The sequence below is a fragment of the Blautia sp. AM29-29 genome (genome assembly GCF_003480555.1).
GTDB lineage: Bacteria > Bacillota > Clostridia > Lachnospirales > Lachnospiraceae > Fusicatenibacter > Fusicatenibacter saccharivorans.
This window is the reverse complement of record NZ_QUJD01000017.1, coordinates 43,478-67,870: the sequence shown is the minus strand read 5'-3', so window position 1 is coordinate 67,870 and position 24,393 is coordinate 43,478. Positions and strand designations below refer to the sequence as shown.

35 protein-coding genes are annotated in these 24,393 nt (G+C 47.4%); 2 read left to right on the top strand and 33 right to left on the bottom strand.

Annotated features, from left to right (window positions below):
- Window positions 1-8 precede the first annotated feature (8 nt).
- The 21 genes from rpmD to DW769_RS12525 all read right to left on the bottom strand — a co-directional run bounded on the left by rpmD (window position 9) and on the right by DW769_RS12525 (window position 10,558).
- On the bottom strand, window positions 9-191 hold the full coding sequence (gene rpmD / locus DW769_RS12625; RefSeq protein ID WP_022461648.1) for a 50S ribosomal protein L30: 183 nt from the start codon (window positions 189-191) through the stop codon (window positions 9-11).
- A gap of 14 nt (window positions 192-205) precedes the next feature.
- Window positions 206-715 (bottom strand): 30S ribosomal protein S5, encoded by a 510-nt coding sequence (gene rpsE, locus DW769_RS12620; protein ID WP_022461649.1) that lies wholly within the window; start codon window positions 713-715, stop codon window positions 206-208.
- 20 nt (window positions 716-735) lie between these two features.
- The gene (rplR, locus tag DW769_RS12615) at window positions 736-1,104 is read right to left on the bottom strand and encodes a 50S ribosomal protein L18 (protein ID WP_022461650.1); all 369 of its coding nucleotides are present in this window, start codon (window positions 1,102-1,104) and stop codon (window positions 736-738) included.
- Window positions 1,105-1,121: 17 nt separating this feature from the next.
- Window positions 1,122-1,661: a 50S ribosomal protein L6 gene (rplF, locus tag DW769_RS12610; RefSeq protein WP_022461651.1), complete on the bottom strand. Its 540-nt coding sequence runs from the start codon at window positions 1,659-1,661 to the stop codon at window positions 1,122-1,124.
- An 81-nt stretch (window positions 1,662-1,742) separates the two neighbouring features.
- Window positions 1,743-2,144: a 30S ribosomal protein S8 gene (gene rpsH, locus DW769_RS12605; RefSeq protein ID WP_022461652.1), complete on the bottom strand. Its 402-nt coding sequence runs from the start codon at window positions 2,142-2,144 to the stop codon at window positions 1,743-1,745.
- A gap of 24 nt (window positions 2,145-2,168) precedes the next feature.
- Window positions 2,169-2,354, bottom strand: coding sequence for a type Z 30S ribosomal protein S14 (locus DW769_RS12600; protein WP_022461653.1), 186 nt, complete (start codon window positions 2,352-2,354; stop codon window positions 2,169-2,171).
- 16 nt (window positions 2,355-2,370) lie between these two features.
- On the bottom strand, window positions 2,371-2,910 hold the full coding sequence (rplE, locus tag DW769_RS12595) for a 50S ribosomal protein L5 (protein ID WP_022461654.1): 540 nt from the start codon (window positions 2,908-2,910) through the stop codon (window positions 2,371-2,373).
- A gap of 20 nt (window positions 2,911-2,930) precedes the next feature.
- Window positions 2,931-3,272 carry a 50S ribosomal protein L24 gene (gene rplX, locus DW769_RS12590; RefSeq protein ID WP_022461655.1) on the bottom strand — a complete coding sequence of 114 codons (342 nt, stop codon included), beginning with the start codon at window positions 3,270-3,272 and terminating at the stop codon, window positions 2,931-2,933.
- 10 nt (window positions 3,273-3,282) lie between these two features.
- Window positions 3,283-3,651, bottom strand: coding sequence for a 50S ribosomal protein L14 (rplN, locus tag DW769_RS12585; protein ID WP_022461656.1), 369 nt, complete (start codon window positions 3,649-3,651; stop codon window positions 3,283-3,285).
- A gap of 35 nt (window positions 3,652-3,686) precedes the next feature.
- The gene (gene rpsQ, locus DW769_RS12580; RefSeq protein WP_022461657.1) at window positions 3,687-3,944 is read right to left on the bottom strand and encodes a 30S ribosomal protein S17; all 258 of its coding nucleotides are present in this window, start codon (window positions 3,942-3,944) and stop codon (window positions 3,687-3,689) included.
- A 16-nt stretch (window positions 3,945-3,960) separates the two neighbouring features.
- Window positions 3,961-4,170, bottom strand: a complete 210-nt coding sequence (rpmC, locus tag DW769_RS12575; RefSeq protein WP_022461658.1) for a 50S ribosomal protein L29 — start codon at window positions 4,168-4,170, stop codon at window positions 3,961-3,963.
- A complete protein-coding gene (rplP, locus tag DW769_RS12570; protein ID WP_022461659.1) occupies window positions 4,160-4,597 on the bottom strand; it encodes a 50S ribosomal protein L16 in 438 nt (145 codons plus the stop codon). The genes rpmC and rplP overlap by 11 nt, the downstream gene beginning before the upstream one ends.
- A gap of 2 nt (window positions 4,598-4,599) precedes the next feature.
- Window positions 4,600-5,256, bottom strand: coding sequence for a 30S ribosomal protein S3 (rpsC, locus tag DW769_RS12565; RefSeq protein ID WP_022461660.1), 657 nt, complete (start codon window positions 5,254-5,256; stop codon window positions 4,600-4,602).
- 12 nt (window positions 5,257-5,268) lie between these two features.
- Window positions 5,269-5,655, bottom strand: coding sequence for a 50S ribosomal protein L22 (rplV, locus tag DW769_RS12560; protein ID WP_022461661.1), 387 nt, complete (start codon window positions 5,653-5,655; stop codon window positions 5,269-5,271).
- Window positions 5,656-5,688: 33 nt separating this feature from the next.
- Window positions 5,689-5,970 (bottom strand): 30S ribosomal protein S19, encoded by a 282-nt coding sequence (gene rpsS, locus DW769_RS12555; RefSeq protein ID WP_022461662.1) that lies wholly within the window; start codon window positions 5,968-5,970, stop codon window positions 5,689-5,691.
- Window positions 5,971-5,981: 11 nt separating this feature from the next.
- On the bottom strand, window positions 5,982-6,827 hold the full coding sequence (rplB, locus tag DW769_RS12550; protein WP_118750448.1) for a 50S ribosomal protein L2: 846 nt from the start codon (window positions 6,825-6,827) through the stop codon (window positions 5,982-5,984).
- A 61-nt stretch (window positions 6,828-6,888) separates the two neighbouring features.
- Complete coding sequence (gene rplW / locus DW769_RS12545) at window positions 6,889-7,188, bottom strand: 50S ribosomal protein L23 (protein WP_022461664.1); 300 nt, start codon at window positions 7,186-7,188, stop codon at window positions 6,889-6,891.
- Window positions 7,188-7,808, bottom strand: coding sequence for a 50S ribosomal protein L4 (gene rplD / locus DW769_RS12540; RefSeq protein ID WP_022461665.1), 621 nt, complete (start codon window positions 7,806-7,808; stop codon window positions 7,188-7,190). Before rplD ends, rplW begins: the two co-directional genes overlap by 1 nt.
- 26 nt (window positions 7,809-7,834) lie before the next feature.
- A complete protein-coding gene (gene rplC, locus DW769_RS12535) occupies window positions 7,835-8,470 on the bottom strand; it encodes a 50S ribosomal protein L3 (protein ID WP_022461666.1) in 636 nt (211 codons plus the stop codon).
- 193 nt (window positions 8,471-8,663) lie between these two features.
- A complete protein-coding gene (gene rpsJ, locus DW769_RS12530; protein WP_022461667.1) occupies window positions 8,664-8,981 on the bottom strand; it encodes a 30S ribosomal protein S10 in 318 nt (105 codons plus the stop codon).
- Between the two features lie 509 nt (window positions 8,982-9,490).
- Complete coding sequence (locus tag DW769_RS12525; RefSeq protein ID WP_118750447.1) at window positions 9,491-10,558, bottom strand: hypothetical protein; 1,068 nt, start codon at window positions 10,556-10,558, stop codon at window positions 9,491-9,493.
- A 187-nt stretch (window positions 10,559-10,745) separates the two neighbouring features.
- On the opposite strand from DW769_RS12525, the gene DW769_RS12520 reads away from it, so the two are divergent.
- Window positions 10,746-11,501: a GNAT family N-acetyltransferase gene (locus DW769_RS12520; RefSeq protein ID WP_118595667.1), complete on the top strand. Its 756-nt coding sequence runs from the start codon at window positions 10,746-10,748 to the stop codon at window positions 11,499-11,501.
- Window positions 11,502-11,600: 99 nt separating this feature from the next.
- Here DW769_RS12520 and DW769_RS12515 read toward each other — a convergent pair whose 3' ends face one another.
- The 5 genes from DW769_RS12515 to mtaB form a co-directional block, all read right to left on the bottom strand.
- Window positions 11,601-11,864 carry an HPr family phosphocarrier protein gene (locus DW769_RS12515; protein ID WP_022461839.1) on the bottom strand — a complete coding sequence of 88 codons (264 nt, stop codon included), beginning with the start codon at window positions 11,862-11,864 and terminating at the stop codon, window positions 11,601-11,603.
- Window positions 11,861-12,799, bottom strand: coding sequence for a DNA-binding protein WhiA (gene whiA / locus DW769_RS12510; RefSeq protein WP_055220767.1), 939 nt, complete (start codon window positions 12,797-12,799; stop codon window positions 11,861-11,863). The genes DW769_RS12515 and whiA overlap by 4 nt, the downstream gene beginning before the upstream one ends.
- 10 nt (window positions 12,800-12,809) lie before the next feature.
- A complete protein-coding gene (rapZ, locus tag DW769_RS12505; RefSeq protein ID WP_022461841.1) occupies window positions 12,810-13,691 on the bottom strand; it encodes an RNase adapter RapZ in 882 nt (293 codons plus the stop codon).
- Window positions 13,692-13,720: 29 nt separating this feature from the next.
- Window positions 13,721-14,632 (bottom strand): UDP-N-acetylmuramate dehydrogenase, encoded by a 912-nt coding sequence (murB, locus tag DW769_RS12500; protein WP_416388259.1) that lies wholly within the window; start codon window positions 14,630-14,632, stop codon window positions 13,721-13,723.
- A gap of 260 nt (window positions 14,633-14,892) precedes the next feature.
- Window positions 14,893-16,227, bottom strand: coding sequence for a tRNA (N(6)-L-threonylcarbamoyladenosine(37)-C(2))-methylthiotransferase MtaB (mtaB, locus tag DW769_RS12495; protein WP_117801360.1), 1,335 nt, complete (start codon window positions 16,225-16,227; stop codon window positions 14,893-14,895).
- A gap of 162 nt (window positions 16,228-16,389) precedes the next feature.
- Between mtaB and DW769_RS12490 the strand changes: the two genes are divergently transcribed.
- The gene (locus tag DW769_RS12490) at window positions 16,390-16,623 is read left to right on the top strand and encodes an HPr family phosphocarrier protein (protein WP_022461844.1); all 234 of its coding nucleotides are present in this window, start codon (window positions 16,390-16,392) and stop codon (window positions 16,621-16,623) included.
- 133 nt (window positions 16,624-16,756) lie between these two features.
- On the opposite strand, the gene thiI is transcribed toward DW769_RS12490, so the two are convergent.
- The 7 genes from thiI to rfbD all read right to left on the bottom strand — a co-directional run bounded on the left by thiI (window position 16,757) and on the right by rfbD (window position 24,362).
- Entirely contained in the window at window positions 16,757-17,935 is a 1,179-nt protein-coding gene (gene thiI / locus DW769_RS12485) for a tRNA uracil 4-sulfurtransferase ThiI (RefSeq protein WP_082424694.1), read from the bottom strand.
- A gap of 9 nt (window positions 17,936-17,944) precedes the next feature.
- Entirely contained in the window at window positions 17,945-18,601 is a 657-nt protein-coding gene (gene thyX / locus DW769_RS12480; RefSeq protein ID WP_022461846.1) for an FAD-dependent thymidylate synthase, read from the bottom strand.
- 16 nt (window positions 18,602-18,617) lie between these two features.
- On the bottom strand, window positions 18,618-19,772 hold the full coding sequence (locus tag DW769_RS12475) for a cysteine desulfurase family protein (protein ID WP_118660036.1): 1,155 nt from the start codon (window positions 19,770-19,772) through the stop codon (window positions 18,618-18,620).
- Window positions 19,772-20,524 (bottom strand): 16S rRNA (uracil(1498)-N(3))-methyltransferase, encoded by a 753-nt coding sequence (locus DW769_RS12470; RefSeq protein WP_118750445.1) that lies wholly within the window; start codon window positions 20,522-20,524, stop codon window positions 19,772-19,774. Before DW769_RS12470 ends, DW769_RS12475 begins: the two co-directional genes overlap by 1 nt.
- 42 nt (window positions 20,525-20,566) lie before the next feature.
- Window positions 20,567-21,523 carry a 50S ribosomal protein L11 methyltransferase gene (gene prmA, locus DW769_RS12465; RefSeq protein WP_118750444.1) on the bottom strand — a complete coding sequence of 319 codons (957 nt, stop codon included), beginning with the start codon at window positions 21,521-21,523 and terminating at the stop codon, window positions 20,567-20,569.
- Window positions 21,524-21,635: 112 nt separating this feature from the next.
- Entirely contained in the window at window positions 21,636-22,997 is a 1,362-nt protein-coding gene (locus DW769_RS12460) for an MFS transporter (RefSeq protein WP_118750443.1), read from the bottom strand.
- 495 nt (window positions 22,998-23,492) lie between these two features.
- Entirely contained in the window at window positions 23,493-24,362 is an 870-nt protein-coding gene (gene rfbD, locus DW769_RS12455; protein ID WP_022461851.1) for a dTDP-4-dehydrorhamnose reductase, read from the bottom strand.
- Window positions 24,363-24,393: the final 31 nt, after the last annotated feature.

The following is a 24,393-nucleotide window of genomic DNA, read 5'->3' as shown; positions in this document are numbered from 1 at the left end:
GTACCTCCTTATGCTTCTTCTACTTTAACCAGGTAAGAAACCTGATTAACCATGCCGCGAACTGCTGCGTTATCCGGCAGTTCTACCGTCTTGTTAACTTTTTTCAGACCCAGTGCTTCCACGGTTCTTCTGTGTTTCGGAACACATCCGATCGGGGATTTCACCAGTGTTACTTTTAATTTATCTGCCATTTTTCACATCCTCCTTAAGCAAAGATCTCGTTTGTAGATTTGCCGCGAAGTCTTGCTACTTCTTCTGGAGTCTTCAGCTCAGACAGACCAGCGATGGTAGCCAGAACTACGTTCTGCTTATTTCTGGATCCAAGGGATTTTGTACGGATGTTCTTAATACCAGCTAACTCGATTACGGCACGGGCTGGGCCACCAGCGATGACACCAGTACCTTCAGGAGCTTTCTTCAACAGAACCTCTGCGCTTCCGAATTTACCTACGTAGTCATGAGTGATACTTCCGTTCTCATTGATTGCTACGCTTACCAGTTTCTTCATAGCGTCTTCTTTACCTTTGCGGATAGCTTCCGGAATCTCGGCTGCTTTTCCAAGGCCTGCGCCTACGTGTCCATTGCCGTCGCCGACAACTACTAAAGCTGTGAAACGGAAGTTACGACCACCTTTAACAACTTTTGTAACACGCTTAATTGATACGACTTTTTCTTCCAGTTCGAACTGGCTTGCATCAATAATTGTATGCTTCATGTGTTCTTTTCCTTCCTTTCTTAGAATACCAGCCCAGCTTCTCTAGCTGCGTCTGCGAATGCCTGGATTTTTCCCTGGTAGATGAATCCGCCACGGTCAAATACAACTTCAGTAATACCTGCTTCTACAGCTTTCTTTCCAAGAACGGTTCCAAGATATGCTGCTGCATCTACATTGTTGGTTTTCTCAAGCTCTGCTTTAACATCTTTCTGAAGAGTAGAAGCAGAAACTAAAGTATTTCCAATCGTATCGTCGATAATCTGAGCATACATATGGTTATTGCTGCGGAATACACACAGACGCGGACGCTGTGCAGTACCTACGATATGATTACGTAATCTTCTATGCTTTTTCTGGCGCATCTGCGCTCTTGATACTTTACTAATCATGTTCACACTCTCCTTAATTATTTCTTACCAGTCTTACCAACTTTACGTCTGATCACTTCATCAGCATACTTGATTCCCTTGCCCTTGTATGGCTCAGGTCTTCTCTTGTCTCTGATTTCAGCGGCATACTGGCCAACTTTCTCTTTGCTGATACCGGAAACAATGATCTTGTTGCCGTCTACAGCGGAGGAGAGTCCTTCCGGATCGATCATCTCTACCGGATGAGAATATCCAAGAGACAGAACTAATTTGTTGCCCTGTTTTGCAGCTCTGTAACCTACACCGTTTACTTCCAGTGTTTTGGTATAGCCTTCGCTAACACCAATTACCATGTTGTGGATCAGAGTTCTGGTCAGGCCATGAAGAGCTTTCATTTTCTTCAGATCGTTCGGTCTTGTAACTACTACGTGTCCGTCTTCCAGTTTGATGGTCATTTCAGACGGGAGAGTTCTCTCTAATGTTCCTTTTGGTCCTTTTACTACAACGTGGTTGTTTTCCTGGATGTCTACTGTTACACCTGCAGGAATTGCCACTGGCAGTCTTCCAATACGTGACATACCAATTTCCTCCTATTAACTTAGATTTTCGGAGAGAGCCTTACGCTCTCTCTGTTTTCAGTTGCTTTGTTTCGTTTCAGATTACCAAACGAATGCCAGAACCTCGCCGCCAACCTGCAGCTTGCGAGCTTCTTTATCGGTGATAACACCCTGGTTTGTGGAAAGAATAGCGATTCCAAGTCCGCCAAGTACTCTCGGCAGCTCATCTTTGCCAACATAGATTCTCAGACCCGGTTTGGAGATTCTCTTCAGGCCGGTGATGATCTTCTCGTTTTTGTCAGCGCCGTATTTCAGGGTGATGTGCATATTCTGGAATGCACCCTCATCGCTGAGTTCATATTTTGCAATGTATCCCTCGTTTACCAGGATATCAGCGATTGCGATTTTCATTTTGGATGCCGGAACATCTACTGTATCATGTTTTGCAGTGTTAGCGTTACGGATTCTTGTAAGCATATCTGCAATCGGATCACTCATACTCATTTGAATTTGCCTCCTTCTAAAATTTTACCAACTAGCTTTCTTAACGCCAGGAATCTGGCCTTTGTATGCTAATTCACGGAAGCAGATTCTGCAGATTCCGTATTTTCTTAAATATGCGTGTGGACGGCCACAAATTCTGCAACGATTGTATTCTCTTGTAGAGAATTTAGCTTTGCGCTGCTGTTTGATTTTCATTGCTGTTTTAGCCATGAATCAATTCCTCCTATTACTTTGCGAATGGCATGTTGAATAATGTCAGTAATTCACGAGCTTCTTCATCTGTGTTAGCAGTGGTAACGAAGATAATGTCCATACCTCTGACTTTATCAACTTTATCATACTCGATCTCTGGGAAAATCAGCTGCTCTTTGATACCAAGAGCATAGTTTCCTCTGCCATCGAAAGCGTTCGGATTTACGCCGCGGAAGTCACGTACACGAGGCAGTGCCAGGTTGATCAGGCGGTCTGCGAACTCGTACATTTTCTCGCCACGAAGGGTAACTTTGCATCCGATCGGCATACCCTCACGGATTTTAAAGTTTGCTACGGAATTTTTCGCTTTGGTGGTAACTGCTTTCTGTCCGGTGATAGCTTCCATATCACTGATTGCAGCGTCCAGAAGTTTAGCGTTCTCCTTAGCTTCACCAACACCCATGTTGATTACGATTTTGGAGAGCTTCGGCACTTCCATCACGTTTTTGTATCCAAATTTTTTGGTCATTGCATCAACGATCTGCTCGTTGTAAAGATCTTTCAGTCTACTCACGGTTTTGCCTCCTCTCTTCCTTAATCAATTACTGCGCCGTTCAGCTCTTTTGCTTTTGCAACGCGGGTTCTAACAGCTTTTGTTTTGCCGTTTTTCTCAACCATCTCAACTTTGATTCCAACGCGGGTCGGAACTCCTTTTACAACCAGCATTACGTTGGATGCATCGATAGGAGCTTCTTTGTTAACGATTCCGCCCTGCTGATTGCTCATAGACGGTTTCTCATGCTTTGTAATCATGTTTACGCCTTCAACAACAACACGGTTGTTCTTTACGTCAACGCTGACTACTTTGCCGGTTTTGTCTTTATCTTTGCCGGCGATTACCTTTACGGTATCGCCTTTTTTAATCTTCATTGACATAGCTGTCCTCCTATAATACTTCCGGAGCTAAGGAAACAATCTTCATGAACTGTTTCTCACGAAGCTCTCTGGCTACTGGTCCAAAAATACGGGTTCCTTTTGGAGTTTTGTCATCTTTGATAATAACTGCTGCGTTCTCATCAAATTTGATGTAAGAACCGTCTTTACGACGAGCGCCTTTTACGCTTCTTACAACAACAGCTTTTACTACGTCACCTTTTTTAACAACGCCGCCTGGTGTTGCATCTTTGACCGAAGCAACGATTACATCACCAATGTTGGCATATCTTCTTGTAGAACCGCCCATAACACGAATGCATAAGATTTCTTTTGCACCGGTGTTGTCAGCGACTTTCAGTCTAGTTTCCTGCTGAATCATGCTGGTATTCCTCCTTTAGCATTCTGATCTCTTATTTATTTCGCTTTCTCAACGATCTCCACAAGTCTCCATCTCTTATCTTTGGATAAAGGTCTTGTTTCCATAACTCGTACGGTATCACCTACATGGCACTCGTTGTTTGCATCGTGTGCTTTCAGCTTATATGTGCTTTTTACAATTTTCTTGTACAGAGGATGTTTTACATGGTCTTCGATGGCAACCACGATAGTCTTATCCATCTTATCGCTGACAACTTTGCCCACGCGAGTTTTTCTAAGATTTCTTTCTTCCACGATATTTTCCTCCTAATTACTCAGCTGCGTTTGCCTTCTGGGCAATAACAGTCTGGATTCTTGCAATATTTTTGCGAACCTCTTTGATTCGGCTTGTATTGTCAAGCTGGTTGGTTGCATTCTGGAATCTTAAATTGAAGAGTTCCTTTTTAGCAGCTACTAATTCGTCATTCAGCTCAGCTGCGCTCTTTGTATTTAAATCTTTTACAAATTCGTTAGTTTTCACTGTTATCACCGCCTTCTAAGTCTGCACGAGAAACAACTTTGCATTTACATGGTAACTTATGCATGGCAAGACGTAATGCCTCGCGGGCTGTTTCTTCCGGAACACCTGCGATTTCGAACATTACACGGCCTGGTTTTACTACTGCTACCCAGTACTCCAGAGAACCTTTTCCGGAACCCATTCGGGTTTCAGCCGGCTGTGCGGTTACTGGTTTGTCCGGGAAAATTTTGATCCAAACTTTACCACCACGTTTGATGTAACGTGTCATGGCGATACGGGCTGCCTCGATCTGGTTGGATTTGATCCAGCATGGCTCAAGGGCTACGAGACCAAATTCACCGTAGTTAATTTTGTTTCCTCTGAGGGCTTTACCCTTCATGGAACCACGGAACTGTTTACGACGTTTTACTCTCTTCGGCATTAACATAATTAATTCTCGCTCCCTTCCTTTTTAGTTCTGGTTGGAAGTACTTCGCCATTGTAGATCCATGCTTTTACGCCAACTTTACCGTAAGTGGTATCTGCTTCAGCGAATCCATAATCGATATCGGCACGCAGGGTCTGCAGCGGAATAGTTCCCTCGCTGTAGAACTCGGTACGAGCCATATCAGCTCCACCAAGACGTCCGGATACAGATGTTTTGATTCCCTTAGCGCCAGCTCTCATCGTACGCTGCATGGTAGACTTCATAGCACGACGGAAGGAAATACGGTTTTCCAGCTGTAATGCAATGTTCTCAGCAACGAGCTGTGCATCGCGGTCCGGTCTTTTTACTTCTTTGATATCTACGATAAGCTTTTTGTCAGTCAGTTTCTGAACTTCAGCTTTTACTTTCTCGATCTCTGCTCCGCCTTTACCGATAACAACGCCCGGTTTTGCGGTGTAGATGATAACTTTTACTCTGTCAGATGCTCTTTCGATTTCGATCTTGGAAACACCTGCGCTGTACAGTTTCTTCTTCAGGTATGTGCGGATGTTGTAGTCCTCTACGAGGTTATCTGCGAAATCACCCTCGGCATACCATTTGGAATCCCAGTCTTTAATAACACCGACTCTCAGGCCGTGTGGATTAACTTTCTGTCCCATGACATGTCCTCCTTATTTCTCGTCTAACACAATCGTGATGTGGCTGTTTCTCTTCAGGATTCTGTAAGCTCTGCCCTGTGCTCTCGGATGAATTCTCTTCATGGTCGGAGCCTTGTTAGCGAAGCACTCAGCTACATACAGGTTTTCTCTGGAAAGACCGTTGTTGTTCTCAGCGTTTGCGATTGCGGACTCCAGCAGTTTTTTCACTACGCTGGAGGCATATCTCGGGTTATAAGTTACAATACCAAGTGCGGTTGTTACGTCTTTACCGCGGATTGCATCTAAAACAAATCCAGCTTTCTGCGCAGACATTCTAGCGTAGGATAACTTTGCAGACGGTCTGGTATCTTTGTTAGCATTTCTTGCTCTTTTAATCTGACTTCTATGTCCTTTAGCCATTGCTAAAAAACCTCCTCTCTCAAATCATTCTACTTAGCGGACGCCGGATTTCTTCTCGTCCTTGCCGTGACCTCTGTAGGTTCTGGTTGCTACGAACTCACCGAGTTTGTGTCCAACCATGTCCTCTGTAACGTATACCGGCACATGTTTTCTTCCGTCATGAACAGCGATTGTGTGTCCAACGAATGACGGGAAGATTGTAGAACGACGTGACCAGGTTTTAATGACTGTTTTATCTCCTGAAGCGTTTGCAGCGTCAACTTTCTTTAACAGGCTTTCATCTGCAAATGGTCCTTTTTTTAATGAACGAGACATCGTTTACCTCCTTATTTCGATAAAGCTTTTCCATCGCGTCTTCTTACGATGTACTTGTTAGACTGCTTGTTCTTTGCTCTGGTCTTCAGGCCAAGAGCCGGTTTTCCCCAAGGAGTAGACGGGCCCGGACGTCCGATACCGGTCTTTCCTTCTCCACCACCATGTGGATGGTCATTCGGGTTCATGACAGAACCACGTACAGTCGGGCGGATACCCATGTTACGTTTCCGTCCTGCTTTACCAATGTTGATCAGGCTGTGCTCGCCATTTCCAACAACACCGATGGATGCACGACAGTTGATCGGAACCATTCTCATCTCTCCAGACGGAAGACGAAGGGTTGCGTATTTGCCTTCTTTAGCCATCAGCTGAGCGCCATTACCAGCTGCACGAACAAGCTGTCCGCCTTTGCCTGCATGAAGCTCTACGTTGTGAACCATGGTACCAACCGGAATCTCGGACAGCGGCAGGCAGTTTCCAGGTCTTACCTCGGCAGCAGCGCCGCTCATAACCTTCATGCCAACTTTCAGTCCTTCCGGAGCCAGGATGTATGCTTTCTCGCCGTCTGCATAGCAGATCAGAGCGATGTTTGCTGTTCTGTTCGGATCGTACTCGATCGATTTAACGATTGCCGGAACATCATCTTTTCTTCTCTTGAAGTCGATGATTCTGTATTTTCTTCTGCTTCCGCCTCCGCGGTGTCTTACAGTGATTTTACCCTGGTTGTTACGACCAGCGTTTTTCTTCAGGGACACTACCAGAGATTTCTCCGGTGTGCTCTTCGTGATTTCGTTGAAATCAGAGGAGGTCATGTGTCTTCTGGAAGATGTATATGGGTTAAAGCTTTTGATTCCCATTACTTTGTTCTCCTTTCATTTCGTATCGCACTTATGTGTGCATATTTCGAACAGCTGCTAATTAAAGTCCTTCGAAGATTTCGATGTCTTTGCTGTCCTCGGTCAGAGCAACGATTGCTTTCTTGCTCTTTGCAGTTTTTCCAACTACCATTCCACGACGTTTGTTCTTTCCGTCCATGTTCATGGTGTTTACGCTTTTTACTTTTGTTCCTTCGAACATTTTCTCAACTGCTTCTTTAATCTGAGATTTGTTTGCTTCCGGGTGAACCATAAATGTGTATTTCTTCTCGCCCATAGCGTTCATGCTCTTCTCAGTTACGATTGGTTTCAGGATTACGTCGTAATATCTGATATCTGCCATTATGCGTACACCTCCTCGATAGATGCAACACTGCTCTTGGTTGCGATGATGGTGTTGTATTTCAGCATGTCGAATACATTGATGGTATTAACAGATGCAGTCTGAACGCCGGCAATATTTCTTGCGGAAAGTGCTACGTTTTCGCTGTCATCTCCGATGATTACCAGTGCGTTGTTTACTTTGAGGTTATCAAGCACTTTCTTCATCTCTTTTGTTTTAACCTCTGCAAGTTTCAGCTCATCAAGAACGATGAATTTGTTCTCCTGAACTTTGCTTGTCAGAACGGATTTTAATGCAGCTCTTTTCTCTTTCTTGTTCATTTTGAAAGAGTAATCTCTTGGTACTGGAGCGAATACAACTCCGCCGCCTGTCCACTGAGGAGCTCTTGTTGAACCCTGTCTTGCGTGACCTGTTCCTTTCTGTCTCCACGGTTTTCTTCCGCCACCGCTTACTTCGGAACGGGTTTTAGCTTTCTGAGTTCCCTGACGATTATTTGCAAGCTGAAGCACTACAGCCTGATGTACCAGATGCTCGTTGATTTCTACACCGAACACTGCATCATTAAGCTCCATGCTGCCAACTTCTTTGCCTTCCATATTTAATACAGATACGTTAGCCATTACGTGTGTTCCTCCTTTCAACGAACTTATTTACCGCATTTTACTGTCTCTTTGATGGTAACCATGGATTTCTTCGGTCCTGGTACAGCACCTTTGACTAACAGTAAATTGTTCTCTACGTCAACTTTTACGATTTCCAGGTTCTGTACGGTGATTTTCTTTCCACCCATCTGTCCTGGCATTCTTTTTCCTTTGAATACCTTACTCGGATCGGAGCAAGCACCATTGGAACCTGCGTGACGATGATATTTGGAACCATGAGCCATAGGTCCTCTGGACTGACCATGTCTCTTGATGGCACCCTGGAATCCTTTACCTTTGCTTGTTGCAGTAGCGTCGATTTTATCGCCTGCGCCAAAGATATCGGCCTTGATTTCCTGTCCTAATGTATAGGTTTCAGCATCTTCAAATCTGAACTCTTTCAGATATCTCTTGCAGGAAACACCTGCTTTTGCGAACTGGCCTTTCATTGGTTTGTTCACACGGTTTTCTTTCTTCTCGCCGAAGCCTACCTGAATTGCACTGTACCCGTCGTTGTCTGCGGTTTTCACCTGTGTTACAACACACGGACCTGCCTGCAATACAGTTACCGGTACTAAAACACCGTTTTCGTCGAAGATCTGAGTCATTCCGACTTTTGTAGCTAAAATTGCTTTCTTCATTCCTTTTACCTCCTGTTTTATCTACAGCGGAACTTCCTATTATAAAGAAGTTCATTCTAGCGAACAGTTGATATAAGTGGAACACTATGACCCTTAGGGATGTTGATTCCTTCGAATGAGTGTTGCTTCTATATCATCTATTGCTTACTTAATTGATGGCCGGGGGCTGATCCCGGACTTTTTACAGCTGATCTTATTTGTTTTTCATCTTGATATCGATGTAAACACCAGCCGGCATTTCCAGTCTTGCTAATGCATCCACTGTTTTCTGGGTAGGTGCGATGATATCAATCAGTCTCTTGTGGGTTCTCTGCTCGAACTGCTCACGGGAATCTTTGTACTTGTGAACTGCACGAAGGATTGTTACTACCTCTTTCTTCGTTGGAAGCGGTACTGGTCCGCTCACCGTTGCTCCGTTCTTCTTTACAGTTTCGATAATTTTCTGTGCAGATGCATCTACTAACTGATGATCATACGCTTTCAGTGTAATTCTCATTACTTGACTTGCCATAAAAAAAGTCGCCTCCTTTTCGCACTTTTACGAGTACGACAAGCGGTGACTGTACACTTACCCGTGTGTGTCCTGATGTTTGCACACGGTCGTTTCCACTCTTACAGGTGGACTTAATTGTGGGTACAGTGACTTGTCGCCAGTTTCTTTAACTTGACATTCGCTCCACGGAAAACCCGCTGTTTCTCAGCGGCAACCTCGCGCTTCAACGCTATCAATGTCACAACAGTTGTTAGTATACAAGAAAGCACGCGAAAAATCAAGGTTTTTTTTTATTTTTTTCGATTTATCCGTTTTTATGCAAAAAGAGAAATACAGGGGTGCCGTGTTGTGCACTTTTCCTATATTTCTCTCTTTTTTGACGTTTTCCAACTATTCAGAGCCCCATCTCGATTCCGCTGCGATGTATCTCGATGTGGCTTCTTGCCATATGAATAAAAAGAAAAGAACGTTCATTCATGCAAGCATGATTCGCGTTCTTTTCTTTTCGTTCGCATGGCTCTGAATAGTTACAGAATGTCGGAATAATCTAAGATTGTGATGCCGGTTGCAGGATCTTCAATGACTTTCGGGTCATCTCCGGCTGCGTGGGCCTTCTGGAGGAGTTCTTCCGCCGTGTAAACCGGCATGGCAAGTTCGATCGGCTCGGACGGTTCCGGTTCCGGCTCTTCTTCCGGCTCTTCGATGGTTTCTTCAAACTCTTCGATTTCTTCCACAGTTTCCGGCTCTGCAGATTCCGTTTCTTCGGTTTCTTCGGTTTCTTCTGTCACTTCTTCCGCTGTTTCTTCTGCGGCAGCTTCTTCGACAATTTCCGTTTCTTCCACGGCTTCCGGAATTTCTTCGGTTTCTTCTCCTCTTACAAGGTTCTGCAGATCGACGGTATGAAAGGACACCTGCTCCGTTCCTTCTTCTTCCAGATCCGGAATTTCAAATTCGTCCTGTTTCTCTTCTTCTGCCGTTTTCTGGTCGGCTGCTCTCAACTGTTCGGTCATTTCCTGTTCTTCCCGTTTCTTTTTTTCTTCCAGGGCAGCTTTCTTTCTGCTGCGAAGCTCTTCGGACGCTTTCTCATCGTCCTCGTCTTCGTCTTCTTCCTCTTCTTCCTCATCCTCTTCTTCATCACGTTTCCACACCTCGGAAAGGATGAACAAAATGACCAGAAACAGAATGGCAAGTCCGATGATCATGATTCCCTCTCTGCTCTGCGCCGCCATCGACAGAAAGCCGATCACCGGAATCGTGACGATCACTTTGCTCACGGTTGCTCTCACGGTAATTTCCGTTGTGTCTCCACTGATCACATTTTTTACGGATGCGGTTCCGGCAGCGGTGTCGAGGGACTGTATCGTATAGATATACTTTCCGGAATTGTCATCAACCAGGATTTTGTCTCCCGTCGCAACCGATGACGTATCTGTCTTCTTTGCGTACGTGACAGCGCCGCGGGAAATGTTGGTATTTCCCATCCCGTCTGAGACAAGTGTCGTGATGCCGGCAAACGGCGGAATCACCAGTGCGCCTGCTGACAGGATTGCAAGCAGAAGCAGCGTATTCACAATTACCTTCAGTAATTTTGACATATTCAATTCTCCTTGTATTCTCAGTCTTTGCCCCCTATTATAACCCCTTTTCTTCGATTATGCAAGAAAACGTTACGCATCGTGTCCCGGCCGCCCGGTTCCGCGTGTCGAATTTTTCGATTTTTTCTTGAAGATCTGTCCTGTTTCTTCTATACTATATACATAACCAAAGGGGGAATACTTTCATATGAATACACTGATCAAAACCATCGAAGATCTTTCCCTGAACGCATGGCCGTCTCACCAGATCGAGCTGTACGACGGATGGATTCTTCGTTTTTCTTATTTTTATACACACCGGACCAACAGCGTCGAGCAGATCGGGCCGTCCACGATTCCGGTGGAGGAAAAAGTGCAGTACTGTGAGGAGATCTACCGTCGCTGGGGTACACCGGCAATTTTCAAGATCAGTCCGCTTGTCAATCCCGGCTTTGATGCAATGCTCGCCGACCGCGGCTATGTAGTCCAGCACACGACGCACGTCATGACAATGGATCTGGCGAACTTTGCCAAAAAGAATCCTGCCGTTGCCGTGACCGTCAGCAGCTTTATCCCGCCGAAATGGATTGACAGCCTCTTTGCTTTAAAGAGCACGACGAACGTGATGCACCGCATGGTCGTTCCTTCGATGTACCGCGCCATTCCAAAAGAAACCATCTGTACCTCCATCCAGGATGAAACCGGAACGATCATTGCCACCGGCCTTGGCATCCGCGACCGCGATTACGTCGGTGTCTATGCCATCCATGTGCATCCTGCGTACCGCCACCGCCACTACGCTTCCTCGATCTGCCGCACAATCCTCTCCGAGGGAATCCGGCTCGGTGCAACGAAAGCGTATCTTCAGGTTGTTGAGGGAAACACGCCTGCGATCACACTGTATGAATCGCTCGGTTTTTCCTATCTCTATACCTACTGGTTCCGCGCGAAGAACGTGGTCTGATTTTCGTCTGATTTCACATAAAAAAGCATAGCAAAACGGCATGTCAAAATTTTCTGACATGCCGTTTTGCTCTATGTTTATGCTATAAGTGCAGTAAGATTATTCAGCAAAAGGACTGCTTAAATATTTTTCAACGCCGTCCATGGCTTCGCTCTCGTCTTTTCCGTTTGCGGTCACGGTAACTTCCTCGCCATTGTCCAGACCAAGTGTCATCATACCCATAATGCTCTTCGCATTTACTTTTTTTCTGCCGCTCTCGACATAGATTTCACTTTCGTACTGGCTCGCTACCTGTACCAGCATGGCAACTGGTCTCGCCTCCAGGCCGCTTGAAAGACGAATTGTGATTGGTTTCTTAATCATAATACTTCTCCTCCTTGTTTCCTTCGCAAATCTTCTGCAATCTCTTTTAGTTTCCTTAATCTATGATTAACTCCGGATTTACCAACAACCGGCGTTAACATCTTGCCCAGTTCCAGAAGCGATGCTTCCGGGTATTGTAAACGGAGCCTTGCCATCTGCTCCAGCGGTTCCGGCAGAGAAGAAAAGCCTGTGGTTTCTTCGATATACCGGATATCTTCGATCTGGCGGATCGCCGCGCTGACCGTTTTGTTGATGTTGGCAGTTTCACAGTTCACCTTTCGGTTGACACTGCCGCGCATTTCTTTTAAGATCCGCACGTTTTCCAGATTCATAAGTGCGATGTTGGCTTCCATGATGCCAAGCATCTCCACAATCTGTGCGCCTTCTTTCATATAAACCACATGGTGATTTTTCCGGAGAACGATCCGTGCATCAATTCCAAAGCTTTTCAGAAGTTCCTGCACCTGTTCTGCTCTCGGTGCATCGGGGCAGACAATTTCGAGATGGTAAAACCGGTTGGGATCGCTGATGGAACCGGACGCTAAAAATGCGCCCCGCAGAAATGCCCGTTTGCAGCACTGACGCTGTACCACAACAGCCGGAATCGGCATTGCTAACTGCCGGTCTGTCTCGTGTAACTTCACTGCCTGCAGAATCTGACGGGTTTCTTCCCTGTCATTTACGCGGATCAGATACGTATTTTCCTTCTGATTCAGCTTAACTGCAAGCTCTGCCTCTATATTAAATGTTTTTTTCAATAAAGTAAAGTACTTTCTTGCCACATACGCATTCTCTGTCTGAATCCGTATCGTCCCGTCCTTCTCGGAAATCTGTCCGCAGAGTGACAGGATCGCCGCTGTTTCCGCAATCTGGCAGTGGCGTGCCGTCGGAAGATGTCTCGATAATTCCTCTTTTACCTCGCTTGAGAATGACATCCTTCCACCTCTAAATTCCTTTTCGGATGGCGTCTTTTTCCAGATCCCGGTGCTCAATCCGGATTCCATAGTCCTTCGCGTTGGAAAGACGCCGGTACAGCTCGTTGGCAAGGGTTACGGAACGGTGTTTTCCGCCGGTGCAGCCGATGCTGATAATGAGCTGATGCTTGCCCTCGGAAATATAATTCGGAATCAGAAAACGGATCATATCCTCTAATTTTTCCGCAAACACCTGCGCTGTCTCAAATCCCATCACATAATCCCGCACCGGAGCATCGTTGCCGGAGAGCGGGCGCATGCCTTCTACGTAGTAGGGATTCGGCAGGAACCGCACATCGAAAACAAGGTCCGAATCCGCCGGGATTCCGTATTTGAATCCAAATGAGAGCACAGTAATCATCAGATTTTTGAATTTCTGATCCTGCACGAAAATCTTATCGAGCTCCGCTTTCAGCTCTCTTGTGAGAAGCTGGCTCGTATCGAGAATGTAGTCCGCATCTTTTTTCAGGAACTCAAGTGCTTTGCGCTCTTTTCTAATTCCCTCATCCACCCGTCCAAGACCTGCCAGCGGGTGCGTTCTTCTCGTCTCTTTGTATCGTTTGACCAGCACGTCATCGGACGCGTCCAGAAACAGGATCTCATAGCAGATTCCGTTGATGCTCATCCACTCCAGAACATTCTGCAGGTCCGGAAGCGCCTGGCCGCTTCGGATATCGATTCCAACTGCCACTTTCTGGATTTCTCCGGAAGTACCGTCGGCGGTAAGCTGTGCAAATTTTTCAACCAGCGGGATCGGAAGGTTATCGACGCAGAAATATTCCGCGTCCTCCAGCATTTTCAACGCAGTACTTTTTCCCGCACCGGACATGCCGGTCACAATTACAAAACGCATGTTTTTTCTCCTTTGGTGGATAACGAAAATCAGAATTCCCCGAGGAACTGGATTTCCGGCTCAAGCTGTACGCCAAACTGTTCTTTTACTTTTGCCTGGATCTGACGGATCAGTTCCATCACATCCGATGCGGTTGCACCGCCTGCATTGATCAGGAAGCCGCAGTGTTTTTCCGATACTTTTGCACCGCCGACTGCGTAGCCGGAAAGTCCGGCATCCATCACAAGCTTGCCTGCGAAATAGCCTTCCGGCCGTTTGAATGCGCTGCCGGCGCTCGGATACTCGAGCGGCTGTTTCCCTACCCGCTTGTTTTTCAATTCCTGCATGCGGGCAAGAATTTCTTCTTTATCTCCCGGAACAAGCATAAGTTCTGCTCCAAGTACGACGTAGCCTCTGTCTTTGATGACGCTGGCACGGTAGCCGAAGCCGAGCTCTTCTTTTTCCAGTTCCCGGATCTCACCTTCTCTTGTGAGTACAGTGACATTCTGTACAATATCCTTCATCTCTCCGCCGTAGGCTCCCGCGTTCATACGGACGCCGCCGCCTAAAGTTCCAGGGATTCCGGAGGCAAACTCCATACCGGAAAGACCGGCTTCTCTTGCCGCCTGGCTGATGGATACAAGCATGCTTCCGGCTTTCGCCCGGATTCTGTTTCCTTCCACTTCGATTCCCTGAAAGTTTTTGTAAACCGAAAGAATCACACCGTGGTAGCCCTCGTCACTTACAACGAGATTGCTGCCGTTTCCGGTGACGAACCACGGGATCTCTTTTTCTTCGCAGAGAGCCACGATTTTTCTGATTTCTTCTTCTGTATGAGGAGCGACGAAATAATCTGCCGGACCGCCCACACGGAAGGTCGTATGATTTTTCATCGGTTCTGCGGTCTGTACCGCATCTTCCCCTGCAATTGCATAAAGTTCTCTGACAATCTCTTCTTTGATCACGATTTTTACCCTTTGCCGCATCTGCGGCCGAACATTTCATTACGAATTACTACGAATTACAGATTATACTTTTTAGACGCGAAAGCAGCCGACATCCCTCACTTCTTCGTTCGTTCTGCCAGCCGCTGTTTTTCTTCTTCGTCTGCCCGCCTTTTTGCAGGCTCACGGGGTATTCTACCACGAACCCTCAAAAAGTGCAACGAACTTTTTCGTTCCGGCTCTTTTTTCTATCAGATCTTCCGGATTGGTATCATTTCCTACATCAGACAGTCTTTTCCATGGATTCTCGCCGGGGTGACAAGCACCATCTGATTCATGAGATTTTCTTCTGAAAGAACAGCAACGCGCAGATATTCTCTCGTGTGTCCCGTCCAGTAATGGACGCCGTCGATCTCGACTTCTTCTTCCATGAGCACTTCCAGCTCTTTTCCGAGGAAGCCTTCCATATATTCCTGTCTCCGTCTCTCGTCCAGTTCCAGCAGAACGTGGCTGCGCTTCGTCTTCTCCTGCTCCGGAATCTGGCCTGCCATCGCTGCGGCGCGGGTGCCTTCTCTTCTCGAATACTTGAAGATGTGAGTCTCGAAGAAATGAATGTCCTCGACAAAGGCGCGCGACTCTTCAAACTCCTCCTCACTCTCCTGCGGGAAACCGACAATCACATCGGTCGTCAGCGCCGGATTTCCATATACCTTACGCAGCAGATCGCATTTGTGTTTGTATTCTTCTGCGGTATATTTCCGGTTCATCCGCTTCAGTGTTCCATTGCTTCCGCTCTGCAGCGAAAGATGGAAATGCGGGCACACCTTCGGCATTGCGGCGATCGCCTCTGCAAACTCTTCGGTGATGATGCCCGGCTCCAGGGATCCGAGACGGATTCTTCTGATGCCGTCCACTGCATCAACAGCGCGGATCAGGTCGAGCAGCGTCTCTTTTTCGCCCTCTGGGAAATCGAGTCCGTAGGAGGAAAGGTGGATACCGGTCAGCACGACTTCCTGGTATCCGGCCTCCACCAGACGTTTTACTTCTTCTACCACATCACTCTGGCGGCGGCTTCTGACTCTGCCGCGCGCGTACGGGATAATACAATAAGTACAGAACTGATTGCATCCATCCTGTACTTTCAGGAATGCGCGGGTGTGCTCCGCCGTTTTGCTGATCGAGAGTGTCTCGTACTCACGGTTGTGTGTCATATCCACGAGGAAGCTCTTACACTCCGCGTCGGATGGTTTTCCACCATCCTCACGTTCTGCCAGAAAGTTTTCCAGAATATCCACAAGATCTTTCTTCTTATTATTTCCGATGATCAGATCAATCGCCGTATCCTCTTCGAGTTTTTCCCCAGCCGCCTGCACATAACAGCCGCAGGCCACGACAACCGCATCGGGATTCATCTTTTTCGCTTTGTGCAGCATCTGCCGCGATTTCCGGTCCGCAATGTTCGTCACGGTACACGTATTGATAATGTAAACATCCGCTCCCGGTGCAAAAGGCACGATCTCGTACCCTCTGTTTTCGAGGAGCTGCTGGATGGCTTCCAGCTCATATGCGTTCACTTTACACCCAAGATTATGCAAAGCTACCGTTTTTTTCATGCCATACTCCTTTCTTCTTCATCTTTATTATTAAAAATCACGAAGATTCCACTTTATCTTTGTATGTTTTCGCATTGACTTTTTCCCCTCCAGACGGTAAGATAAAGCTGTTAAATGAGGGTAATAAATAATGTTAACCAAATAACAGGGAGGATTACAAACATGAAAACAGTACAGATTTCTCTTAATTCTATCGACAAAGTAAAATCTTTCGTCAACGACATTTCCAAATTCGATTTTGATTTCGATCTGGTATCCGGAAGATACGTAATCGACGCAAAATCCATCATGGGAATCTTCAGCCTCGACCTTTCCAAACCGATCGACCTGAACGTCCATGCTGATGGAGATGCTCTTCAGACCGTACTTGATGTTCTTGCTCCGTACATTGTATAATTACGATAGAACATAAGGGCCGCGCACTCGCCGCGGCTCTTTTTTTGTCTTTGTTTATCATCAGGACCGGATCTTGTTTTTCAGAACCCCCAAAACAAGATCCGGCCTTTTTGTTCTTTAAAGCAAGTTTTCCTTAGCAGACCTCGATCGTCTCTGCGGTAGAAACTGCGCGTTCCATCATCTCATCGATCACGTCATCCAGATGGCGCTCGGAGCATTTGATGACATTCAGGTTCGGTTTTGTCACCGGATGCTTTGCAACGAAGATCGTGCAGCAGTCCTCATACGGCAGAACAGATGTCTCGTACGTACCGATTTTTTCGGAAATATCGACGATCTCCTGTTTGTCGAAACCGATCAGCGGACGGAAGACCGGCATGGTGCAGACTTCGTTGGTAACGGCGAGGGAATGCATCGTCTGGCTTGCCACCTGTCCGATACTCTCTCCGGTGATCAGGCCAAGGCATTTGTCCTGACGTGCAAACGCTTCTGCGATCTTCATCATATAACGGCGCATGATGATGGTCAGCTCGTCGTGCGGGCATTTTTCGTAGATTGCAAGCTGGATCTCGGTGAAGTTGACCACATGCAGACGGATCGGGCCGCTGTAGCGTGCAACGAGTTTTGCAAGATCCACAACCTTCTGTTTGGCTCTCTCGCTGGTGTACGGCGGAGCGTGGAAGTAAACGGCATCAATCTTAACACCGCGTTTTGCGATCATGTATCCGGCAACCGGGCTGTCGATACCGCCGGAAAGCAGCAGCATGGCCTGTCCGTTTGTGCCGACCGGCATACCGCCAGGGCCTGCGATGCTCTCGCAGTACAGATAAATCTTCTGACGCAGCTCGACGTTCAGATAGATATCCGGCTCGTGAACGTCTACTTTGAGGTTCGGGCAGACATCGAGGATGCGGCCGCCCAGCTCGCAGTTGACTTCCATTGTGTGCATCGGATAGTTTTTGTTCGCACGGCGTGCGCATACCTTAAAGGTTTTCTCCTCGGTCGGGTACAGCTCTTTCACGTAGGAAACCACTGCCTCTGCCAGATCTTCAAAGCCGGTGTCCTCTAAAATGACAACCGGGCAGATCTCGGCGATACCGAAAACTCTTGTCAGCGCATCGACAGCGCCCTCGTAATCAAAGTCTCCTTCGGTGTTGACATAGATTCGTCCCATCTCACGGGTGACCTGGAAATTTCCGTCTACCGGGGCAAGCGCGTGCTCCATCTGTACGCAGAGCGCTTTCTCGAACAGATGACGGTTCTTTCCTTTAATGCCGATCTCGGCATATTTTACCAGAAATGCTTTGTACATCATCGTTTTTTATTCTCCTTTTTTCTCAGCCAGATCACGGAAGAACAGAGGATATTCCTCAGAAAATTTCTTCAGGATCAGGTCAGATACCTGACGCATCTGCGGATGTGCGGCGTTGGCGCTTCGAAGCCGGATAAAGTGGCGCCACTCTCTTAAGTTCATGGTCATGACGATCTCGGTTTTCAGAGAGTTCGGAAGAATGCTTCTTGCCTCCTCCGGCTTTGCTCCGAGTTCGAGCATCTGGAAGTAATACTGCTCTGCAGCTTCCATTGCTTTCTGCCATACCTCGTATTTTTTACGGTCGTTCTCGTCGTCCAGATCATAGGAAAATCCGGTTGCCAGATCGATACAGGTGATCTGGTTTCCAAATTTATCTTTCGAATAGTTGCAGTAGCGGGTGCTCTCCTGGCTGTAGCTTGCGATACGGTGGCGGACGATCTCATGGGTCACGCCGCGGTCGCACGTTACTTTTACGGTGATGGAGCCGTGCTCAATGACGGATTCATGGCCGCGTTTGATGATGCCTGCGATGAATTTCTCTGCAGTGCCTTCTCCAATGCGCTCCTCGCTCTTGTAGCAGACTCTTCCGATTTTCTCGATCCGGCGCAGCATATCCTCGTAGGATTCGGTGCTCAGGATTTCAATTTCCGGCTGTATTGTAATCATAATTTTCCTCTTTCTATTATTTCCTGGTAAATCTGCGCAGCATCGGCAGTACCTCGCGCAGCGTATCCAGGGTGTAATCAATCTGTTCCAGTGTCGTAAATTCGCTGAAGCTGAACCGCACGGCAGACTCCATCTCGGCTTTCGATGCGCCGATGGCAGTCAGCGTCGGGCTTCCGGCTCTCTTGTGTGATGAGCAGGCGCTTCCGGCGGAAACGTAGATCTGGCGGTCCTCCAGCGTGTGCAGCAGCACTTCACTACGCACATTTAAGAACGATGCATTGACAATCTGCGGCGCACCCTCTTCTTCCGGCATGCCATGGATGACCACATCGTCCAGCTCCCGCAAGCCTTCGATCAGACGGTGTTTGCAGGCACGCATCTGCGCAGTCTGCTCGTCAAAATGCCTGTAAACGATCTCAGCGGATTTCGCAAGGCCTGCGATGCCCGGCACATTGTCGGTTCCGGAACGCATGCCGTTCTGCTGGCCGCCGCCTAAGATCAGCGGACGGATTTTTACTTTCTCATCAATATATAAAAAGCCGCTTCCCTTCGGTCCGTGGATCTTGTGGCCGCTCACGGAGAGCATGTCGATGCCCATCCGTTTCGGATAAATCCGGTATTTGCCGAACGCCTGGATCGCATCGACATGAAAATACGTTTTCGGATTTTTCGCCTTGATTCTGCGTCCGATCTCCCCGATTGGCTCAACAGAACCGATCTCATTGTTGACATACATAATCGAAACGAGAATCGTCTCCGGCGTGATCGCTTCTTCGAGTTCGTTCACATCCACAAGGCCTTCTTTATTTACCGGCAGGCGCGTAATACGGAATCCCTGCTCCTCCAGAAATGCCAGCGGTGCCGACACGGCCGGGTGCTCGATCGCGCTTGTGATGATGTGGTTTCCCGTTCTCTTATTTGCCATTGCTGTTCCGACGAGCGCCCAGTTGTCGGACTCTGTGCCACCGGAGGTAAAGAAAATTTCTTTTTCTTTGACTTTCAGAATCTTTGCCAGCGTTTCCTGGGCGGTTCTGATATATTGTTCTGCTTCTACCCCTTTTTGATGCATCGCAGACGGATTTCCATAATGATTTACCATCAGATCACAGACGAGATCTGCGGTTTCCTGATAAACACAGGTGGTTGCGGAATTGTCCAGATATGCTTCCATTATCTTGTTCGTTCCCTTCCTTCTAAAAGATACACCAGAATGGAAAGCACGGTCATTCCGGCCGTTTCCGTGCGCAGAATGCGCTTTCCGAGCGTAATCGGCTCTACCTTTGCCTTCATGGCCATTTCCACTTCCGCTTCGTCAATGCCGCCCTCCGGTCCGATCAGGATCGCAATAGATTCACCCGGTTCAATGGATTCCAGAATTTTTCTCGTTCCTTCCATCCCCTCTGCGTTCTCATACGGCATCAGGCGAACGTCTGATTCTGCCATCATTGCAAGCGCCTGCTGAAATGTAACAGGCATGTGTACCGTCGGAATCTGCATCCGTTTGGACTGCTTTGCCGCACCAAGCGCGATCGTCTGCCAACGCTCTGCTTTCTTTTCCGCCTTTTTCCGGTCCAGCTTCACAACGCAGCGTTTCATCTCCACCGGAACAATTTCCGTCGCACCAAGTTCCACTGCTTTTTGGATGATCAGTTCCATTTTGTCACCTTTTGGCAGACCCTGAAACAGCACAATTCCGGACGGGAGTTCTCTGTCTGCTGCTGTGACTTCTTCTACTGCGGCAAGAACCTCCCCTTCCGGGAAATCCGAAACGGCACAATGATATTCCTTTTCGCCTCCGGTACTGACCAGTATTTTTTCGCCCGGCCGCATGCGGAGCACATTTTTGATGTGATTAACGTCACTGCCCGTGATGTGGACAGTGCCGTCATAAATCTGACTTTCTTCTACAAAAAAACGGTACATGAATCTGTTCTCTTTCTCTTCTGGTGTTTCGCTTTTCTTAATTTACATCGGTTTTCTTGCTGTAACAGAAACCCATTCGCCCTGATGTGTAACTTCAACTACTTCAAGTCCCGCTGCAACGACTGCCTCTTTGACAACTTCCTCTTTCACATCGAGAATGCCGGATGTGATATAAACAGCGCCCGGCTTCATCTGGTGTACGATTACCGGCGTCAGCGGAACAAGAACATCTGCAAGAATATTTGCGGTAACGATATCGTATTTTTCGTATCCGACTTTGTCCTGTACTTCTTTGTCATCAATGATATTTCCGATCATCATATCAAACGCTTCTACCGGAATTCCATTGACTTCTTTGTTTTCCTCAACTGCAGGAACCGCACACGGATCGAGGTCTGTTCCGACCGCATGACGCGCACCAAGCTTCAGTGCAATAATCGAAAGAATACCGCTTCCGGTTCCGACATCAAGCAGCTCGGTATCCTTTGTCACATATTTCTTTAACTGACGGATGCAAAGCTGTGTTGTCTCATGCATACCCGTTCCAAAGGCTGTGCCCGGATCGATATGGATGATCATTTTATCCCGGTCTTCCGGCTTTACTTTCTCCCAGGACGGGATGATCAGAATGTCGTCCACATAGAACTGTTTGAAATACTGTTTCCAGTTGTTGATCCAGTCCTTGTCCTCTGTCTCAGACTCTGTGATGGTGCACTCTCCAAGGTCCAGGAACTCCTGCATTTCTGCAAGTGCCGCGCGGACATCTGCAAGAACCTTCTCCTTGTCCTCATCCACATCGAGGTAAAAATTCAGGTAGGCAATGCCGTCGTCATCCGGAATATCCGGCATGATATCCACGAACATCTGCTGTTTGTCGCTCTCGGTCAAAGGCTGTTTGTCCTGAATTTCCACGCCTTCGATTCCCACATCGGCCAGAGTGGAGATCACAATGTCTTCCACTTCCGATCTTGTTTTTAATGTAAATTTATTCCATTTCATTGTTTAAACTCCTTTTTGCGCTTCTCTTTTCCATACGTGCAAAGAAAGCCACATCTATCATACACGATATCGTTCCTGTTGTAAATGTTATTTTCGGCTTTTACGGCCCGTCTCAATCCAAAATCTTTGTCAGAAAGCCATCTTTTTTCGCCTTCTGATAACGCCATACCAGCCCGAGTGTGGATAAAATGCGAACCCCAAGATCTATCAGATTGAACCGGTACAGTGCCGTAAGGTCTGCCCCAAGTGCCGTATACAGACGGACACCAAGCAACGGCAGAACACTGTTGGTCAGCGTCGTCATCATCGTAAAGAGGCTGATCAAAAGCGAACGGTTCTTTTCCGGTGCGGCATTTAAAAGAATCTGTACCGTGCAGAGTGCAACAGCACACTGTGGAGCGTTCAGAACCGTCATCAGAACAATAAAAGTAACCCCGCGGTACGCCAACGGTAAATGTGGAACCAAAATCATAATAACCGGGCAGAAGCAAAGACCGATCCCGGCGAAAATCAGTGCAAAATCCGGCGATTTTTTCCGGACAACCTTCGCGATCATTCCAACTGCCGCAAGCTGACCGATATTGAAAACACCGTTGCAGATGGAAAGTGTCATCTCCGACATTTTGCAATATTTGACCTGTCCTAAATACCACATGCTCCAGTCAAGCTGCCAGGTGATATAGAAAAAGACCACCGGCACGAAAAACCAGCGCAATGCTTTATTTTTCCCCACGCTTGTGATCGCCTCCAGCAGATCAGAAACAGAAAAACGTGAGGATGCCTTCCCCGCTTCTGCCGGAGCTTTGCCCTCCTCCTGCTGTTCCACCGGAATTTTTTTGATTGCAGCGGCCTGCAGCAGAACGCAGACAGCACACAGATAAAAGAAGCTTCGGAGTACCAGAAGTTTTCCATCGGCCGTGTGGCATCTTCCCATCAAAATCCCGCAGATCACCGGTGCAAGAATGCCAATCACAAACATGAACTGATTCCGAAAGGCATAGACATCGTTTCGCTGCCGCAGTGAAACCGCAGCACCGAACATTGCCTGCCACTGCGCATTGTAAATAGCAAGTGCCCCCGCAGTAAATGCCAGTGATACAAAAAACAGCTCCATACGTCTCTCGCCGAGTGCCGGTACACTTCCAAGAAATGCATAGCCGGCACACATCACAAGAAGCGTAAGCATCGGTATCGTCTTTGTCGACTTCAGACGATCCGCCAGAATTCCAAGCGGCAGCAATGCTGCACACGCTACAATGTTCGGCACCATCTGGATAATGCCGATCTGACTGTCGGTTGCACCCATGTTTGTTGCATACAGATTCAGACCGAAACTGTTAATCGATGTGATATATTGCAGAAATACACCCTCGACGGCAAACAGCAGCATGATCTGCGCAGATGGCGGCATCTTCTTTGCCCGGTAAAACAGACTCTTTTTCATTGCTTCATCCCCCATGCCTTCTTTTGTCATCTTCACGTTCCTGCCCCCTGCCGGATACGTAAAGATTCTGCTCTCATAATGGCAATTTCATGTTCAAATGTCAACAGAAATACCCGGATCCAATGTGAGAATTTTAACGGCATTTTCTGTCAATATTCACGAAAGAAAAAAGGGCATTCTCCCTGTTGAATGCATGGGTTTGGCATAAGAAAAAGGAGCCCCCGTTTTACCGGGAACTCCGCATATTGGAAATGTTTATAGCAATCTCAGAAACTATAGCAAGACCAGAAAATAACGCAAAAAAGGCAGTGCTGCAGGGCGCGAATTACAAGGAACGGATTTGAAGGCGTACCGGGGTACGACGAAAATCCGTGACGCAGTAATTCACGTTCTGCAGTGCTGAATTTTTTGCGTTATTTTCTGGTCTTGCTATAAATTCATCTCCCACCGCAGAACGTGTCTTCTTGCCGGAAGAGGATAAAAAAATTCAGAACTGCTTTTTTGCATTATTTTCGGGGTTTGCTATCAGAATTCGATCTCGCGCAGATATCTGTGCAGCGCATCCTGCCAGGTCGGCAGTTTTTCGAATCCGTTCTCGGTCAGTTTCTCTTTGCTCATGCGGCTGTTGGACGGACGTTTTGCTTTTGCCGGGTACTGGTCAGAGCTTACCGGTGATACACTTACTTTTCCGTAAGCCGGATCGATCTCAGCGGCCTGTTTGAAAATCTCGCAGGCGAACTCATACCAGGAGCAGAGTCCCTCGTTTGTTGCATGGTAGCGGCCGTAGTTCTCTTTCTCTGCCATGTCAACAAGCAGGCGGGACAGGTCGTAGGTGTAGGTCGGGCTTCCTACCTGATCATCTACAACAGTCAGATGATCGTGTGTCTTTCCAAGGTTCAGCATGGTCTTGATGAAGTTCTTTCCGTTCACGCCGAATACCCATGCGATGCGGACGATGTAGAATTTTTTCACCCATTTCTCTACCGCGAGCTCTCCCTCGTATTTCGTCTGGCCGTATACGTTCAGCGGATGACGCTCATCATCCGGCTCCCACGGGCGGGTACCCTGGCCGTCGAATACGTAGTCGGTGGAGATGTAGATCATTTTGCAGTCAAGGTCATGGCAGACTTTTGCGATGTTCTCGGTTCCGACTGCATTGACCTGATGTACTTTTTCTTTTTTGTCATCATCCTCAGCAAGGTCTACAGCGGTCCATGCTGCACAGTGGATTACGACATCCGGATTTGCTTCGGTAATGACTTTTCTTACGCTTTCTGCATCGGTGATATCCATTTCTTCAATATCAACGCCGATTCCTTCATGACCGCGTTTTGCAAGTTCATTCATGACGTCATGGCCGAGCTGGCCTTTTACACCTGTTACAAATACTCTCATAATGGTTCTCCTTTTTTCTGATTTTGTTATC

What these genes read in the sequence shown, in the direction of transcription:
- rpmD (WP_022461648.1), bottom strand. Translation starts at nt 191, where the DNA reads ATGGCAGATAAATTAAAAGTAACACTGGTGAAATCCCCGATCGGATGT.
- rpsE (WP_022461649.1), bottom strand. Translation starts at nt 715, where the DNA reads ATGAAGCATACAATTATTGATGCAAGCCAGTTCGAACTGGAAGAAAAA.
- rplR (WP_022461650.1), bottom strand. Translation starts at nt 1,104, where the DNA reads ATGATTAGTAAAGTATCAAGAGCGCAGATGCGCCAGAAAAAGCATAGA.
- rplF (WP_022461651.1), bottom strand. Translation starts at nt 1,661, where the DNA reads ATGTCACGTATTGGAAGACTGCCAGTGGCAATTCCTGCAGGTGTAACA.
- rpsH (WP_022461652.1), bottom strand. Translation starts at nt 2,144, where the DNA reads ATGAGTATGAGTGATCCGATTGCAGATATGCTTACAAGAATCCGTAAC.
- DW769_RS12600 (WP_022461653.1), bottom strand. Translation starts at nt 2,354, where the DNA reads ATGGCTAAAACAGCAATGAAAATCAAACAGCAGCGCAAAGCTAAATTC.
- rplX (WP_022461655.1), bottom strand. Translation starts at nt 3,272, where the DNA reads ATGTCAATGAAGATTAAAAAAGGCGATACCGTAAAGGTAATCGCCGGC.
- rplN (WP_022461656.1), bottom strand. Translation starts at nt 3,651, where the DNA reads ATGATTCAGCAGGAAACTAGACTGAAAGTCGCTGACAACACCGGTGCA.
- rplP (WP_022461659.1), bottom strand. Translation starts at nt 4,597, where the DNA reads ATGTTAATGCCGAAGAGAGTAAAACGTCGTAAACAGTTCCGTGGTTCC.
- rpsC (WP_022461660.1), bottom strand. Translation starts at nt 5,256, where the DNA reads ATGGGACAGAAAGTTAATCCACACGGCCTGAGAGTCGGTGTTATTAAA.
- rplV (WP_022461661.1), bottom strand. Translation starts at nt 5,655, where the DNA reads ATGGCTAAAGGACATAGAAGTCAGATTAAAAGAGCAAGAAATGCTAAC.
- rpsS (WP_022461662.1), bottom strand. Translation starts at nt 5,970, where the DNA reads ATGTCTCGTTCATTAAAAAAAGGACCATTTGCAGATGAAAGCCTGTTA.
- rplB (WP_118750448.1), bottom strand. Translation starts at nt 6,827, where the DNA reads ATGGGAATCAAAAGCTTTAACCCATATACATCTTCCAGAAGACACATG.
- rplW (WP_022461664.1), bottom strand. Translation starts at nt 7,188, where the DNA reads ATGGCAGATATCAGATATTACGACGTAATCCTGAAACCAATCGTAACT.
- rplD (WP_022461665.1), bottom strand. Translation starts at nt 7,808, where the DNA reads ATGGCTAACGTATCTGTATTAAATATGGAAGGCAAAGAAGTTGGCAGC.
- rplC (WP_022461666.1), bottom strand. Translation starts at nt 8,470, where the DNA reads ATGAAGAAAGCAATTTTAGCTACAAAAGTCGGAATGACTCAGATCTTC.
- rpsJ (WP_022461667.1), bottom strand. Translation starts at nt 8,981, where the DNA reads ATGGCAAGTCAAGTAATGAGAATTACACTGAAAGCGTATGATCATCAG.
- DW769_RS12525 (WP_118750447.1), bottom strand. Translation starts at nt 10,558, where the DNA reads ATGTCAAAATTACTGAAGGTAATTGTGAATACGCTGCTTCTGCTTGCA.
- DW769_RS12520 (WP_118595667.1), top strand. Translation starts at nt 10,746, where the DNA reads ATGAATACACTGATCAAAACCATCGAAGATCTTTCCCTGAACGCATGG.
- DW769_RS12515 (WP_022461839.1), bottom strand. Translation starts at nt 11,864, where the DNA reads ATGATTAAGAAACCAATCACAATTCGTCTTTCAAGCGGCCTGGAGGCG.
- whiA (WP_055220767.1), bottom strand. Translation starts at nt 12,799, where the DNA reads ATGTCATTCTCAAGCGAGGTAAAAGAGGAATTATCGAGACATCTTCCG.
- rapZ (WP_022461841.1), bottom strand. Translation starts at nt 13,691, where the DNA reads ATGCGTTTTGTAATTGTGACCGGCATGTCCGGTGCGGGAAAAAGTACT.
- mtaB (WP_117801360.1), bottom strand. Translation starts at nt 16,227, where the DNA reads ATGAAAAAAACGGTAGCTTTGCATAATCTTGGGTGTAAAGTGAACGCA.
- DW769_RS12490 (WP_022461844.1), top strand. Translation starts at nt 16,390, where the DNA reads ATGAAAACAGTACAGATTTCTCTTAATTCTATCGACAAAGTAAAATCT.
- thiI (WP_082424694.1), bottom strand. Translation starts at nt 17,935, where the DNA reads ATGTACAAAGCATTTCTGGTAAAATATGCCGAGATCGGCATTAAAGGA.
- thyX (WP_022461846.1), bottom strand. Translation starts at nt 18,601, where the DNA reads ATGATTACAATACAGCCGGAAATTGAAATCCTGAGCACCGAATCCTAC.
- DW769_RS12475 (WP_118660036.1), bottom strand. Translation starts at nt 19,772, where the DNA reads ATGGAAGCATATCTGGACAATTCCGCAACCACCTGTGTTTATCAGGAA.
- DW769_RS12470 (WP_118750445.1), bottom strand. Translation starts at nt 20,524, where the DNA reads ATGTACCGTTTTTTTGTAGAAGAAAGTCAGATTTATGACGGCACTGTC.
- prmA (WP_118750444.1), bottom strand. Translation starts at nt 21,523, where the DNA reads ATGAAATGGAATAAATTTACATTAAAAACAAGATCGGAAGTGGAAGAC.
- DW769_RS12460 (WP_118750443.1), bottom strand. Translation starts at nt 22,997, where the DNA reads ATGACAAAAGAAGGCATGGGGGATGAAGCAATGAAAAAGAGTCTGTTT.
- rfbD (WP_022461851.1), bottom strand. Translation starts at nt 24,362, where the DNA reads ATGAGAGTATTTGTAACAGGTGTAAAAGGCCAGCTCGGCCATGACGTC.